Source organism: Paenibacillus thailandensis (assembly GCF_042685365.1).
Classification (GTDB): domain Bacteria; phylum Bacillota; class Bacilli; order Paenibacillales; family Paenibacillaceae; genus Paenibacillus_AP; species Paenibacillus_AP thailandensis.
In genome coordinates this window covers 195,199-210,098 of sequence record NZ_JBHUMY010000006.1, presented here as the reverse complement: position 1 = coordinate 210,098, position 14,900 = coordinate 195,199, and the positions used below count along the sequence as shown (strand labels likewise).

14 protein-coding genes are annotated in these 14,900 nt (G+C 53.3%); 4 read left to right on the top strand and 10 right to left on the bottom strand.

Annotated elements, in window-relative coordinates; genetic code table 11:
• Positions 1–126: 126 nt before the first annotated feature.
• Positions 127–432, bottom strand: coding sequence for a winged helix-turn-helix transcriptional regulator (locus ACFSW5_RS05865; protein ID WP_379271028.1), 306 nt, complete (start codon positions 430–432; stop codon positions 127–129).
• A 172-nt stretch (positions 433–604) separates the two neighbouring features.
• Here ACFSW5_RS05865 and ACFSW5_RS05860 point away from each other — a divergent pair, with 172 nt between their 5' ends.
• On the top strand, positions 605–1,243 hold the full coding sequence (locus ACFSW5_RS05860) for an NADPH-dependent F420 reductase (protein ID WP_379270475.1): 639 nt from the start codon (positions 605–607) through the stop codon (positions 1,241–1,243).
• Between the two features lie 171 nt (positions 1,244–1,414).
• Positions 1,415–2,149, top strand: coding sequence for a C40 family peptidase (locus ACFSW5_RS05855; RefSeq protein ID WP_379270474.1), 735 nt, complete (start codon positions 1,415–1,417; stop codon positions 2,147–2,149).
• 164 nt (positions 2,150–2,313) lie between these two features.
• Here ACFSW5_RS05855 and ACFSW5_RS05850 read toward each other — a convergent pair whose 3' ends face one another.
• The 4 genes from ACFSW5_RS05850 to fabF all read right to left on the bottom strand — a co-directional run bounded on the left by ACFSW5_RS05850 (position 2,314) and on the right by fabF (position 8,679).
• Complete coding sequence (locus tag ACFSW5_RS05850; RefSeq protein WP_379270473.1) at positions 2,314–5,418, bottom strand: RCC1 domain-containing protein; 3,105 nt, start codon at positions 5,416–5,418, stop codon at positions 2,314–2,316.
• Between the two features lie 284 nt (positions 5,419–5,702).
• Positions 5,703–6,830, bottom strand: a complete 1,128-nt coding sequence (locus ACFSW5_RS05845; protein ID WP_379270472.1) for an AbrB family transcriptional regulator — start codon at positions 6,828–6,830, stop codon at positions 5,703–5,705.
• A 184-nt stretch (positions 6,831–7,014) separates the two neighbouring features.
• Positions 7,015–7,365, bottom strand: coding sequence for a hypothetical protein (locus ACFSW5_RS05840; RefSeq protein WP_379270471.1), 351 nt, complete (start codon positions 7,363–7,365; stop codon positions 7,015–7,017).
• 75 nt (positions 7,366–7,440) lie between these two features.
• Positions 7,441–8,679, bottom strand: coding sequence for a beta-ketoacyl-ACP synthase II (fabF, locus tag ACFSW5_RS05835; protein ID WP_379270470.1), 1,239 nt, complete (start codon positions 8,677–8,679; stop codon positions 7,441–7,443).
• 132 nt (positions 8,680–8,811) lie between these two features.
• Between fabF and ACFSW5_RS05830 the strand changes: the two genes are divergently transcribed.
• A complete protein-coding gene (locus ACFSW5_RS05830) occupies positions 8,812–9,648 on the top strand; it encodes a helix-turn-helix transcriptional regulator (protein WP_379270469.1) in 837 nt (278 codons plus the stop codon).
• A 119-nt stretch (positions 9,649–9,767) separates the two neighbouring features.
• On the opposite strand, the gene ACFSW5_RS05825 is transcribed toward ACFSW5_RS05830, so the two are convergent.
• From ACFSW5_RS05825 to ACFSW5_RS05815, 3 genes are all read right to left on the bottom strand, one after another.
• Positions 9,768–10,214, bottom strand: coding sequence for a carboxymuconolactone decarboxylase family protein (locus tag ACFSW5_RS05825; protein WP_379270468.1), 447 nt, complete (start codon positions 10,212–10,214; stop codon positions 9,768–9,770).
• Positions 10,215–10,277: 63 nt separating this feature from the next.
• Complete coding sequence (gene sigJ / locus ACFSW5_RS05820; protein ID WP_379270467.1) at positions 10,278–11,162, bottom strand: RNA polymerase sigma factor SigJ; 885 nt, start codon at positions 11,160–11,162, stop codon at positions 10,278–10,280.
• A gap of 63 nt (positions 11,163–11,225) precedes the next feature.
• A complete protein-coding gene (locus ACFSW5_RS05815; RefSeq protein WP_379270466.1) occupies positions 11,226–11,996 on the bottom strand; it encodes a GNAT family N-acetyltransferase in 771 nt (256 codons plus the stop codon).
• A gap of 111 nt (positions 11,997–12,107) precedes the next feature.
• On the opposite strand from ACFSW5_RS05815, the gene ACFSW5_RS05810 reads away from it, so the two are divergent.
• Positions 12,108–12,587 carry a hypothetical protein gene (locus ACFSW5_RS05810; RefSeq protein WP_379270465.1) on the top strand — a complete coding sequence of 160 codons (480 nt, stop codon included), beginning with the start codon at positions 12,108–12,110 and terminating at the stop codon, positions 12,585–12,587.
• A 58-nt stretch (positions 12,588–12,645) separates the two neighbouring features.
• On the opposite strand, the gene ACFSW5_RS05805 is transcribed toward ACFSW5_RS05810, so the two are convergent.
• Complete coding sequence (locus ACFSW5_RS05805; protein ID WP_379270464.1) at positions 12,646–12,927, bottom strand: DUF6509 family protein; 282 nt, start codon at positions 12,925–12,927, stop codon at positions 12,646–12,648.
• On the bottom strand, positions 12,924–14,864 hold the full coding sequence (locus ACFSW5_RS05800) for an ATP-dependent DNA helicase (RefSeq protein WP_379270463.1): 1,941 nt from the start codon (positions 14,862–14,864) through the stop codon (positions 12,924–12,926). The genes ACFSW5_RS05805 and ACFSW5_RS05800 overlap by 4 nt, the downstream gene beginning before the upstream one ends.
• Positions 14,865–14,900: the final 36 nt, after the last annotated feature.

Here is a 14,900-nt window from a genome sequence, read left to right as displayed (position 1 = left end):
GAAATACCACGTTCCCCCTACGACAGACCGACTTGTCAGGGCATGTACGGTTGTCCCTTATTATGGTCTTTCAAAAGATGATACCCCTTCATTAAGTAAGAGGAATCTCGCAGTTTAACGGGCTAATTATGCGTTCCCCCATTTGTATTCCGGTTTATTTGGCAGTAAGTGTTCTTCGCCCCACTCGCTCATTTTATCGAGAAATACGATCATCGATCTTCCGGACGAAGTCAACGTATATTCTACTCTCGGTCGAGATTCGGGATATGATTTCCTTTCAATGATTCCATCACGCTCCAATTCGCGAAGCTGCTCCGTTAATATTTTTTTCGAAATCGACGGCAAATGCCGCAGTAACTCACTATAACGCACGGGTTTGTTATTTTTATATAAGTATCTATAGATCGGAATTTTCCATCTCCCGCTTAACATCGTAAATACAACTTCTACCGGGCACTCATTTAGTTGGACAGGCATCCGCTCACCCCATTTTTACCAATATTATACCCCATATCATAACCCGTATGGTTGGATACTTAAAAGTGCCTTATTGTTCGTCAAACATAAAGTTCATATAATCACGCGTAGAGAGGAGAGTAGGTGTATGAACATTGGAATTCTTGGAGCTGGAAATGTCGGTAAAAGGTTAGGAACCGGATTTGTTAAATCCGGTCATCGTGTCGTAATCAGCAGCCGAGAACCGCATAACTCGAAGCATGTTTCTTGGAGGCAAGAGGCAGGCGAATCCGGGGACATTGCTTCATTTGAAGAAGCCGCCCGGTTTGGCGAGATCGTAATTGCAGCACTCCCTTGGTCCTGTTTAAAAAACGTTCTTGAAGCCATCGATCCCGTCTATCTAAAAAACAAGACGGTCATTGATGTAAGCAATGCCGTACATTTTGATAACGGTCCACGCTTACTCCTTCACGATACGTCGGCAGGGCTAATAGTCCAAAAGTTATTGCCGGAAAGTCATGTTGTTAAAACACTCAATACGATCAACGACAAAATCATGATCCATCCGAATTTTAAAGAAGGTTCGCCGATCATGTTCATGTCCGGAAACGATAATTCATCTAAGGACCAGGTCAGAGCGCTGCTCAAAGATATAGGCTGGACAACGGTTGTTGACTTGGGCGACATACGGCAAAGCCTTCTGCAAGAATCGATGATGCTTGCATGTTTAATAAGCGAAATACAATTACAATCGCCTGGATCCGCATTTGCTTTGTTAAGACATTAAAATATGGGCAAGAATGCAGGCCTTCCTCAGGTATATTAGAAATTTCTCAGCGATTTCTAATAATGCGCGATTTTGTCCGTCCCGGCGGCGTTTGATTCCTTCGTGGAAAAGTTTAGGCCGCCGGATTTGTGTTATGGTGAATCCCGAATAAAATACTTTGGAGGGATTCACATGACTAGATTCAAGTCGGCCATCCGCCGGGTGTTGGCTGTCGGCTTGTGCGCCGCCATAGGGTTCGGAGCTATCGGCATTGGACAAGCCTCGACGCCGAAGGCGTTCGCAGCAACCGCATGCGAGACGAAGGTTACGTATGGAGTTAACCTTCGCGCCAGCGCAAGCGCTAGCGGAAACGTCATTCGCTTAATCCGTACGGGAGAATATGTCCATGTCATCAGCAAGGTGAACAGCTATTGGCTTAAAGTGAAAGATCAGAAGGGTAACACCGGATACATATCCGCTAACAGTAAGTATACGAACTACGGCGGGACTTCTTCTTCCTCCGGCTCCTCGAGCAATAGTTCGAAAGCAGACCAAGTCGTGGCGATCGCCAAAAGCTACATGGGTCGCGTAACCTACGATTTCGGTACGCGGAACCCTTCGAAGCTTATCTTCGATTGCTCCTCGTTCACGGAATTCGTCTTCGCTAAAGTCGGCGTCGACTTGAAGTGGGGCACGAAATACCAGAAGACGGCAGGCTCTTACGTCAGCAAGAGCAACCTGAATAAGGGCGATCTTGTCTTCTTCGACACGGTCGGCAGCAACAACAAAGTCATTAACCATGTCGGCATTTATATCGGCAACGGACAATTCATCCACGATACGCCATCCGTGAACGGGCTGGCGATCAATTCGCTCACGTCGGGCTATTGGTCCACGCACTACGTGACCGCGCGCCGCGTATTATAATCACTCTGCAGGAAAGCACAGCGGCTGATGATCTGCCGCCGCCATTCGAGCAAAGACATATGAACGGACGCCTTGTAATCGACCGAGGCGTCCGTTCTGCATTTAATATTCGAAGGCCTTTCAACCTTGCCGAGTCCCGTTAAAAATTCATGGAGCCCGGCGGTTTAACGATTGTCATATCGGATACTCACATATACGAAAACCTTCTCATCGGGACTGTAATCATTTTCCGTATGTCCCTTAACTCTCCACTCTGCGGTGTTATCTGCCGGCACCTCGATCGTACTGAACTCGGAGCCGTCCGGGTGCTCCGTGTTGGGACCGCAAGACGGGTAATTGTCGTCCACGGTCGCCAGACAAAGGTCGTAATCTTCCCCTTCCGGAGAAATCATGGAGACATTGACGACCCCGCGGTAGCCTTCAGGAGGGGTCCAGGACCCGCTCAACACTTGGCCTGGAGACGATATGTACCCGTAATATAACAAATACTCATAATTGTACCGGCCGTCTGAATAAGTTTTGGAATCGGAAAGATGCAAAGAGCCGGGAGCTGCATATGCGGCAGTCGTGACCGTTACTTCTTTTTTTACGCTTTGGTTGCCATCGGCATCGACCGCCACCAATGAAAAGAGGTAAGACGAATTTGGAGAAAGCCCCTTTACTTCATAGCTGTTCACGTCCCCGTTCAGCGTCTCCAGCAGCGCATTGTCCTGGTATACCTTGTACTTGTCTATACCCGTTTCATCCGTCGCAGGCTGCCAATTCAGCTGTACGCTGTTATAGGTCACATCGGTAACCGTCAGCACGTCGCCTTCAGGCCACTGCGGCTCTTCAGGATTTGCAGCTTGAATCGAGTACAACGAACCTCCGTCAACTCGATACCAGGTGCCGGAGCGGTATTGTAAATCCCCCGGACCGCTGAAGGAATACAAGAGTTTGCCCTCAGCAGAATGAATGTAAGTTGTGTCCCCAAGCGTGTACGCTACCGTGCCGTCTGGTGCCAGCTGCTTGATGGAAAGGGGAGTGCCGTCCCCGGGGGTTGCAAACACTTGCTTTTTCACGCCTTCCGGTGACCGGGCATACAAGATCCATCGATCTTCTTCCGCATCATACTCCCTATAGGCAATCCATCCGTTGTTGATCTGGTAGGATGTCTTGGGGTCGGAGAACTGGGCTTCTGTCGAAGAAGGATTCTGGACCAATGTAGTGATTTCGCCCTTTGCACTGCGTACCTGAAGCTCCCACCACTCGGAATCACTCGTGAGCGCTTTATAGATGATGTTTTTTCCGTCGCTCAAAGCCCCGGAGTATGCAAGGTAGCCCGATAAAGGCGCGTATGTCGTCAACGTACCGTCGGGGAGAGACTTGTGAAGGCTGGATTCTGAAAGTCCATCCGTATAAACCACCGTTCCGTCCGCCAACAGATCAAAATAGACGGGTTCTAGAATTTCAGCTTCCCCAATCGGTAATGATCGGGACTCTCCTGTAGTTACATCCACAACATAGTTATCTCCGTCATTAAATATCGCAAAATTTCCATCTACATCGATCAGCCACCCGCCAAAATAGTTTTGATCCGCGCCGTCCTTCCAATATCGAGTTGACAACCCCCTCCCGACTATGTTATACACAACGCCGTCAGCGGATAGCTTAGCGGTATCAATGGTATAATTGGCCCCGGCCGTGGTACCGTCGTGAACCTTTACTTGGCTTTGGTCAGCCCGGTTGTACAGCCAGAGCACTCGATCCCCTTCTCTCCAAAGTATACGGCTTTCGTCATAGTCGAGTACGCTTCCGTTGAAGCGGTAAAGCAGCGTTTCACCTTTATTGTCGGCAGTAGTGACCGTCACGTCTATTTTCGCACTTTGGTTGCCATCGGCATCGACGGCGATCAGTGAAAACAGGTAGGACGAATGTGAAGACAGCCCCTTCACATCATAGTGGCGCGTATCCCCGTTCAGGGTAGCCAGCAGCGTGTTGTTTTGATATACCAAGTACTTGTCTACACCCGTTTCATCCGTCGCCGGCTGCCAATTCAGCCGTACGCTGTTATAGGTCACATCGGTAACCGTCAGCACGTCGCCTTCAGGCCACTCTGGCGCTTCAGGACCGGGTTCGCCAATTCCGAGAACTTGAAAGGGAGTAAAACGGGCTGTCTTTGTTCCATCGCCGAGTTGTCCATAATCATTCTTTCCCCAAGCCCACACCGTTCCGTCGTTTTTTACCGCCAAACTATGCTGATTGCCTGCGGCGATTTCGACAACCGAACGGAGCTCCTGTACTTGAACGGGCCAACCGTGTCCATACCCCCATGGATCAAATTCGTCATTTCCCCAAATCCATACCGTTCCGTCGCTTTTAAGTGCCACACTATGCTCGTAACCCGCAGCAACGTCGATCACCGAACTGAGATCCTGTACTTGAACAGGAGTATATTGGGGGTAATAACTTCCATCTCCCAATTCACCGAGCCAATTCGTTCCCCAAGCCCATGCCGTCCCATCGCTTTTGATTGCCAAATTATGATAATCCCCTGAAGCGATGTCTACCATTGAACTGAGACCCTGTACTTGAACAGGAGTAGATCTGTTTGTCGTGCTTCCATCGCCGAGTTGGCCCAATTCATTGTTTCCCCACGCCCAGACGGTGCCGTCGCTTTTGAGTGCCAAACTATGCCCGTAACCCGCAGAGATAGCGATTACCGAATCGAGACCCTGCACTTGAACAGGAGTAGATCTGTTTGTCGTGCTTCCATCGCCGAGTTGCCCCAATTCATTGTTTCCCCACGCCCAGACGGTGCCGTCGCTTTTGAGTGCCAAACTATGCCCGAAATTCGCAGCAATGTCGATCACCGAACTGAGACCCTCTACTTGAACAGGAGTGTGACGCTCTATTATACTTCCATCGCCGAGTTGCCCATAGCCATTAGATCCCCACGCCCATACCGTTCCATCGCTTTTAATTGCCAAACTATGGTTATCTCCTAAAGCTATGGCTGTCGCCGAACTGAGACCCTGCACTTGAACAGGAGTGGATCTGTTTGTCGTGCTTCCATCGCCGAGTTGTCCGTATTCATTACTTCCCCACGCCCAGACGGTGCCGTTCTGATTTAAAGCGAGAGTATGGTGTCCTCCTGCAACCATCGTTACACCCGATCTCGAATTCTCTGCTGCCAACGCGGAATCGGACTCGGCGGCAGCTGCCTGAAAGGGCAACAGCAGCGTCAGCATTAGAAATCCACAAAGCAAAAGCATAAACCTTCGTTTCATTGCGTTTCCCTCCAAATAAAAGCTTTTTCTTTAAATCCACCATAATTGGAAAATAATTAAATTGCTCCAAAGAACCATATTCGTTTTCCAAGTTATAAGAGTATATGCCTAGGATATTCACTCTATCGATGACGCTCATGTTGCGTGCAACAAGGAAAAGGCACCCATCAGGGTGCCTTTTCTAAATTTATGACGATGTGCCAAGCAGGTACGTTTTCCAATGCTCACGAAGCTGAAAATTTGCAACACCGAAAGGAGCAGAGCTGTTCTTTTTGCCATGCCGCTCATTTCCCTGTCCCCGCCCGTACAGCCTTGGAGGGCTTGGTCTTAAACAGAACACGCCATAATGGAGGAACGACAAATAAAATAAAAAAAATTCGGAACAACTGGTAGCCCGTTACCATCGATAAATCCGCGTCGATCGCATGGGCGATGGCGCCCATTTGATCCATACCCCCGGGCGCAAGGCTAAGCAGTCCGGTCGCGAAGGATACCGGCTCAAGCCTGGACAGCAGCAAGCTAAAGCCGACCGCGCCTGCGATAAGCACCATGCCGCTGGCCGCCGCCAGCGTTAGTGTTCGAAGCTTGTTCGGAAGCTGGGCCGGTTTTAGCATAAGTCCGACATAAACGCCGATGCTTAGCTGTGCCCCGTTCATGATCGCATCCGGAAGCACGGGACCGCGAATTCCAAGAAACTGCATAATCGAAGAACCTATTATCGGCCCCAGCAGAAACGCGGTAGGCAGCTTAATCTTTTGACCGGCAAGAGCAAAAACGGTACAGACTGAAGCGAACAACAGCACATTCGGAAACAGTCCGCCCCAGCTTGCCGCTTCAGCCGTGGCAGCAGCCGAAGTCTCGGCAACCGCCGTCTCATACCCCGTCGTTTCCGCATAACCCAAGAGCGGACTATACACAATCAGCGGCATGCAAACGACGATCATCATGACCCGCATCACTTGCGTTACGGTTACGACCGTAATATTGACGCCTTTCGTTTCCTCCGCCAATATAAGCACCTGCGAAAGTCCGCCGGGAATGCTGCTCATTAATGCCGTTTTAAAATCCGATTTCGACAGTTTGGACACGGCGTAAGCGATACATGCACAATAAAGCAGCAAAAGCGCCGTCATGATTAGCATATAAGGGAGCTGCCTGCCGATTTCCCGGAGCGCTTCTCCCGTCATTGCCAATCCCATCGTATAACCGATCGTAATCATGCTGGCATTCCGTATGGGCGTTGGCCATACATAACTCCCTTTCCATGCAGAAGAGCCGATTAATGTGGCAATCATAGGCCCTAGCAGCCAAGGGACGGGAATTTGCAGCCATTCAAACAGAAAGCCGCCTATGACGGCGGTTAGAAGTGAAAGCGTTACACGGGCCGTCTTGCTTCGAATGATCGTTTCCATTACATAATGTCCGCCCTTTCCTATACGTTTCTCTCATTATAGCAATAGAAGGGCAAATCGGCAGTCAGAACTCTTTTTAAAGGATTCCATAATACTGCTACAGAACAACTTTATTTTCATCAGAAGGCAGGAACAAAAAAAGGAAGATGGCGTTGCGCCTTCTTCCTTTTTTCGTTCTTGCCTATTACAACGGAATCCGGTAGGACGATTTCTCCTCGATAATATGCTCGCCTTGCTGGTATACCCATTTGAACGAAAAGCTGTCGCCCTCATAACCCGTTCGCTTGCGGATATCCGGCAGAATAACCGACTCGAAATGCTCCAAAAGGGTCGCTTGCATGCCGTTCAGCCGCGCCGCGTTATCCGCCTGCAGCCGCTCGGCCTCTTCTTCCGATCCGGCCGACTGAAGAAAGTAGGCGACGCCGATCTCCTTGTCGCTTAACTCTTCGGGCAGCGGATAACCCGATCCCCGGAACATTTCCTTCACCGTTTTATTCCAGTCCCCCAATAAATCCATCTCGATCGAATAACTCATGTTGCGGACCGCACCTTTCTCCCTTGCATCGTTTACATACAAGGATAAAGGCGATTCCGTTTGATTTCAACCGCTTTACGGAGCAAACTTTCGCAGCACGATGACGGCATTGTGTCCGCCGAAGCCAAAGCTGTTGGACATTGCGGTGTTAAGCTCCGCTTCTCTCGCTTCATTGGGCACGTAATCCAGATCGCACTCGGGGTCGGGATTCTCCAGGTTGATGGTCGGCGTAATCAGGCCTTCCTCCAGTCCTTTCAGCAGCGCGATCGCTTGCGCTCCGCCGGATGCGCCGAGCATATGGCCAAGCATGGACTTCGTCGCCGTTACCGGCACACGGTATGCATCGCCGCCGAACAGCCGCTTGATGGCAGCCGTCTCCGAACGATCTCCCAGCTCGGTGCTCGTCGCATGCGCGCTAATGACGTCGACGTCTCCCGGCGCGATTCCCGCGTCCCGCAAAGCGGCCTTCATGGCCCGGTAGGCTCCTTCGCCTTCCGGGTGAGTCGCTACCATGTGATAAGCGTCGCTGCTTGCCCCGTATCCGACAACTTCCCCGTAAATGCGAGCGCCGCGCGCGGCGGCGTGCGCCAGCGATTCCAGCACCAGCACGGCGGCGCCTTCCGCCATCACGAAGCCGTCGCGGTCCGCATCAAACGGACGGCTTGCCCGGCGCGGCTCGTCGTTGCGGGTGGACAAAGCGGTCGCATTGCCGAAGCTCGCCAGCGATATGTCCGCGATGGCCGCTTCGGCGCCCCCTGCGACGATGACGTCCGCCCGTCCGGCGCGAATCGCATGATAGGCTTCGCCTATAGCCGTATTGCCGATCGAGCACGCCGTAACCGGCGATAAGGTCGGGCCCAGCATGCCGAATTTGATGCTGATCATGGCTGAAGCCATATTGGATATCATCATCGGCACCAGCGTCGGACTAACCCGCGACGGCCCCCGTTCGGCCAGAATCCGGTTTTGCTCCATGAGCGTTTGCAGCCCGCCGATTCCGGACCCGACGTAAACGCCCGCCCTTTCGGGATCCGTAGCCTTCATGTCAAGACCGGCGCGGATAATCGCCTCATCTGCGGCCGCAAGCGCGAAATGGCAAAACCGGTCCATCCGCCTCGCCTCCTTCGCCCCAAACCTCTCAGCGGCGTCGAAGTTTTGGACGAGGCCGGCGATTTTGCTTTTGTATCCGTCCGTATCAAACGCATCGATCCGCGCGATGCCGGACTCCCCGCGAGAAAGCCTGCTCCAGAACGTATCTACGTCGTTGCCCAGCGGCGACACGATTCCCATTCCCGTCACAACGACTCTATTCATGACATCATCTCCTAATTTCTGACTGGTTATGGTATTATGATGTCACGATGATTATCCTATTACAAGTTATAGTTTATCCTAGTATAAGAGGTAACAGGATAACGGGATCGTGAACAGGAAAGGAGTACGTCCATGAATCGCCAGACACGTTTGCAAGCGTTGTCCGTTTTTTTGAAATCGCAGCGCGCCAAGCTTTCGCCCGAATCGGCCGGCCTCCCGGCGGGGGGAAGGCGGCGGACGCCCGGCCTGCGCCGGGAGGAAGTCGCACAGCTGGCCGGGGTCAGCACGACCTGGTACACATGGCTCGAGCAAGGGCGCGACATTAAAGTATCCGCTTCCGTTCTGGACTGCGTAGCCTCGGCGCTTCGACTGACGGCGGACGAAAGAAAATATTTGTTTTCGCTGGCGCTGGAAGCAGGAACGGGAGCGGCCGGACCGGTGAAGGAAGAAAGCCCGCGGATTACCCCCGCTCTTCGCAAAATTATGCAGGAGCTGCGTTATTGCCCTACGATCATTACGGACCGCCGCTTTTATATCGTCGGCTGGAACGAGGCGGCCGCGTACGTGTTTCTTCCTTTCGACGGCATCCCGCAGGACGAAAGAAACATGATCGAGCTTTTATTCTCCAGGAAAGAACTGCGGCGGCTCGCCGTGAACTGGGAACAGTTCGTCGGCGATTATTTGGCCATCTTCCGGTCCTATTACGGCCAATACGTGGAGGACGAGTGGTACGAACGGTTTATTGCGGGCATGACCGAGCAATACCCGGATTTTGCGCCGCTATGGGAGCAGAGCAAAGTAAGCAGCGCCCCGGAAGTCGTCATCGAGTTCCGGCACGCCCGCGCCCGGCGCATGCATTTCCAGCTGACATCCCTTCAGGTTCACGGAAGCGGCGATTTACGATGCAGCATCTATACGCCCGCCCCGGATACGATGACGGAATCGAAGCTGAAGCAGCTGCTGAACTAACGGGCCGCGCCCGGCGTGCCTAGCGGATAGGAAAAGCCCTTCAAGCTTCCCGGATCGAAAAAGCGCCAAGGGCTTGCAGGCTGCCCGGCCGCAGGGCCGGGCATTCAAACGATATCCGGCTAGTCCAAGCAGCCCGGATACATATTCGTGGCGATGGCCAGCCGATTCCAGCCGTTAATCGTGATGACCGCCATGACGACCGCCAAATATTCCTTCTCCGAAAAATGCTCGCGCACTTTGTCGTACTGCTCATCCGGAATGCCGCGTTGCGATACGAGCGTCAGCGCTTCCGTCAGCTCCAGCGCCGCCTTTTCTTTCGCCGTAAAATACGGCGTCTCGCGCCAGACGGAAATCAGATTGACGCGCTGCTCGGTTTCCCCAAGCTTACGCGTAGCTTTCGTATGCATATCGAGACAGTAGCTGCAGCCGTTAATTTGCGATGCCCGGATTTTAACGAGCTCATAAAGGATCGGATCGAGCTCCGTCGTTTTCATAAACTCTTCAAACTTTCGCATCGTCTGGTAAACCGCCGGGTTCACTTCATGGTGCTTCATTCTTAATTCCATATCGAATCCCTCCGTTTGATGGTGTACGCCTTATAAACAACGCAGAAGGGAATTTTGTGACCGTTAAGGCAAAAAAAGTTCGGCCCCCTTCAGCTTATCCGGATTCGATACAAGAAACAATGCGTTGATCCCCGTGCCGGGTGCAGGCCCGTACGTTAAGAGCAACGGCGTTTTACCCTGCCGCAGCCATAACAAGCCAAGCTGCCCGTTTATGCGCAGCGCGCGCAGTTCTCCATCGAGCGAGCCTTTGGAACGGATGCCGCGGAAAAAAACAAGCACCCGCTCCTTCCCGCGAATCGGACGCAAAGCGGCCCTCGCTTTGCCTCCGCCGTCGCTGATCAACGTTGCGTCGTCCGTCAATAAGCCGATAAGCGGTTCAAAGCTTCCATTGCGAGCGGCTTCCGTAAACGCGCGGACAAACGCTTCTCCCTCTCCCGCTCTCGTAGCGGCCGGTTCCGGCAGCTCCTCCAGCTTCGACTTGGCCCGGCTGTACAGCTTCCGGCACGCCGCTTCCGTACGGTCCAGCATTTCGGCCAGCTCCGCGTAATCGTATTGCAGCGTTTCTCTCAGCACGAACACGGCGCGTTCGGGAGCCGACAGCTTCTCCAGCATGACCATCCAAGCATAGCCGTATTGCTCCTGCCGCTCGAACGTGAGAGCCGGATCGGCGTCGGCCGGATATGGCTCGGACAATACCGGCTCCGGCAGCCAAGGGCCGACATACGTTTCGCGCTTGCGCTGCGCGGATTTCATCTTGTTAAGCGCATGGTTCGTCACCGCGCGGGCCAAATAAGCTTTCGGATGCTCAATCGTCTGCTGCGGCGACTGCTGCAGCGCGACGAAAGCGTCCTGCACGGCGTCTTCCGCGTCCGAAGCGGAGCCGAGCAGCCGATAGGCGACCCGGAACAGCAGCGGTTTATATTCCCGGTATAAAGCTTCGATATCCATCGTTCAAGTACTCCAATCTGTTCGGTGGTCGGACAGCGGTTTCCTATAAAACCGCGTAGCTGCTTAAGCCAAATAATGCTCCAATGTCATGAAAGGCGTCAAGCCGACGGCCCCGGCCAGCCGGATGGAAGCCGTGTTCGACTCCGCGACGTTATAGCGGGGAATCAGGCCGCTCTGCAGCGTATGATGGAGCGCGTGTTCGACCGTTATTTTCGCCAGTCCCCGCTCTCTCCAGCTCTCCTTCGTATGAACCGCCCCGATCTCCCATATCCGTTTATAATTCGGAAACACGAGACAGGTGCTGACACATTCGCCTTCGCGCCGCAAGCTGAAGGACAACGCGCCTTTCTTAAAATACGACTCCAGCTCGCCGCGTTCGTAGCCGTTGGCCATCCATAGCTCCGCCTGCTCCTCGTCATAAGCGGTCCCGGTCGTTACGTCTTCGCTTGCGCCATACTCCGCGCCTGCAGGAGCTGTAAAAGATACGAAAGAGCGTATCCTCTCCATGGCGAGCACCGAGCCGAAATCGGCGGCATAAGCGTTGTCCTGCAGCTTAATCACAAGCCGCTCCCGCCTTGGCAGCCGCTCGGCCAGCCTCGGAAACAGCGAAGCATTCGTATACGCCGCAAAAACGACATAAGCCGTTCCCGGATATACGGTCCGGTCGTAAGGCGACGCCTCCGTCGGAAGAAGCAGTAGAACGCCCCAGTCTTCAGCGTCGGAAACATGGATCGCTTCGATCTGACTGCCGAACGTTTCCAGCATCTTTAACAGAGACAAATTCGTAAGCGCATCGCGCTCCAGCAATGAAACAATCGTACCGTGCTTCGCCAATTGCGTCACCTCCCGCGGTGTATCGCCTATGTAATTCTACGGGCGCCGTCCCTTCTCCTGTTTGCAACATTTACAGCCGGACTCCCGTCGATGGAGATGGAAGTTCATGCGGTGCTGAATACAATTCGTTGCAAGAAGATGGAGGAAACGATGAAGCGGACGTTAGCTGCCTTTATTCTTGGTATCGTTGTTGTTGGAGGTCTGATCGCATACGCGATTAACGACGCGCTTAACGATGAAGAGGTTCAAAGCGTATTGAACATGTTTCGCCCTTTTACGGTCACCGTTCATAATCAATCGGAATCGGACATCGTGATCATCGAAACCGGAATTTTGGATAGCGACGGCGCGGGCGGTGTGGTCAAGACCGGCTCCAAAGATATGGCCGGCAAAACGATTAAAAGCGGCAAATCGGCCAAAATTAAGCCCGACCTTGAACTGACCGGCGAGGGAGGCGTTTATATGCTGTATGCCGATGCGGAGGGAAATCAGGTTGAACAAACGATTTGCGGCTATACGGAGTCTTTGACCGGCCGCTCCGTCGTTACCGTAACCGGGGACCGCACAACCGTAGAGCAAGACTGCTGGTAACCGATACGAAAAAAGCTGATATCCACAAATGTGGGCACCAGCTTTTTTTGATTTCGAGCTATTCCAAATGCTCGCGGCAAAATTTTTCGACTTCGGCGATCTCGTCGTCCTCCAGCTCGAAATCGAGGTATTTGTCCACGCCCCGCTCGTACAGTTCGTATTTGACAAGGCCGGACTTCTCCTCCTGCACGCCGTAGATCGCGCGGATATACAAGCCGTTCTCGGAGTAAAGCTCATCGTCTTCGTCGACTTCGATATTCAAAATAAACTCGTAGCGCGCGCCCGGAACAATGCCGAACGGGTCTTTAATTTGCTCCACGCTGTATTCGGTAATCGTCAACTTATCGTCATCCTTTCGGTTCCTTCGGGCAACAGCTGGGTCACCCGCTCGAAAATTTCCTTCCGGTTCAGTTCCTTGCCGAAAATCGTAACCGTCCCCCGGTCCTCCCGGGAACGGATCAAGCGGCCGATGCCTTGCCTTAACCGGAGCAGCATGTACGGCATGTCGACCTCGGCAAGGGGATTCGCGGCGTCGCGGCGTTTCGCCTCGAACACCGGATCGTTCGGCGGCCACGGCAGCGACCATACGATGACCTGCGATAACGACGGACCCGGAATATCGAGGCCTTCCCATAACGTCACGGCACATAGGACGGTCGGCTCGTCGTTCTGAAAGACGGAAATGAGATGACTGATTTCCGCTTCCCCTTCATACAAAATCCGATATTGCGCAAGCTCCGGAAACAAGCGGACGTCGCCCTTGAACTGCTCGAGCTCTTCATGGGACGGGAACAGAATAAGCGCCCTGCCTTCCGTCTCTTGAAGCAGCTGCATCGTTTGCTTCATTTTGGCCGATACCGCGCTTTCCGCGGCGAGTCTGATCTTCATGCTTTCCGCGTAATTGTAAGGCGACGCCACGGAGAACGATAAATACGAATCGATGCCGAGGCTGTCCGCGATAAACGCAAAGGAGCCGTCGACCGAAAGCGTCGCCGACGAGAACACGATCGGCATATGCTGCGAGAACACCTTGTCCTGCAGCACTTCCTTGACCATCTTCGGCATGATGACGAGCGTCGTGCCGTCCTTGTCCTCCGTCACCCAGGAAATAAGCTCCTTCGGCTTGCCGAACAGCGAGAGCGCATGATGGATCATCTCCAGATGCTCTTCCACGATTTTCAGCTGATACTCGTCCAGCGTAAAAGTGCCGCTTTCGAACACCAGCTCGTCCTCGATCACGCCGATCAACTCCCGGAATCGATTCACTTCCCGCAGCAGTTCGTCGTCCACATCGAACTCCTTGCGTTCCGAGCCGACAACCCGCCGGCCTTTCCGGTCGAGCACGTTAAACAACGTTTCGCTTTGATTGATGGCGTCTTCGATCGCATAGGCGAACGACTCTCGCACCTCGCCTTGCAGCAGCCGCGTAATGATGCTTTCGAATTGAAAATGATTCAGCTTGTACGTCAGCGCGTTCTGTGCCGCCGTCTCCAGCAGATGGCCCTCGTCGAACACGACCGAGCTGTGCGGCGGCAGCAGCGGGAGCTGGCCTTCGCGCTTGCGCGCGTCGTAAGTCCACACATGCTCCATATAAAAATCGTGCGAGCAAATAATAAGATCGGCCGACTTGCGGTAATGCTCGCGCGACAGCGTCTGCCCGCAGCGGTGGCGCTGGCTGCAGACGAGACAATCCTGGAAGACGTCCCAGCCGAGCTTGCTCCACTGGGCATCCGACAGGTCCGGGTAGTCTTTCCGGTTTCCGTACGGATAAAAAGCTTGCAGCGTATCCGGAAAATGGACAAAATCCGGCAGCTCCTCGTGAATGGCGCGATACCGCTCGCCGTCCTCGTCCATGGCCAGCCGAGCCTCGTCCAGCTTGTTCAGGCATATATACTGATCGGGGGACTTGGCAAGCCTTGCGTCGATATCGAGGCCAAGCGCCTTCGACAGCTTGGCGATATCCCCTTCCGGCTTGACCAGCTGCTCGATCAGCGACTCGTCCGCGCAGGCGATAATCGCCGGCTTCCGCGTATATCGGGCGTACATAATGGCGTACAGCAAATAAACGAACGTCTTGCCGGTGCCTACGCCCGCTTCGGCAAATATCGTCCGCTTCTCCTGATAAGCCCGCTCCAGCTGGAACGCCATATAAATCTGCTCGTCCCTCGTTTCATAGCCGGCTTCCGGCAGCAGGTCGTAGAATACGTCCGCAATCCAGTCTCCGGCTTGTTTCATGAAGGGCTGTGAGTGGTCAAACTTGAATGGATAGGTAGTCAATCTAGCCGCCGCCTCCAACATGTTAAAGTTTATAAC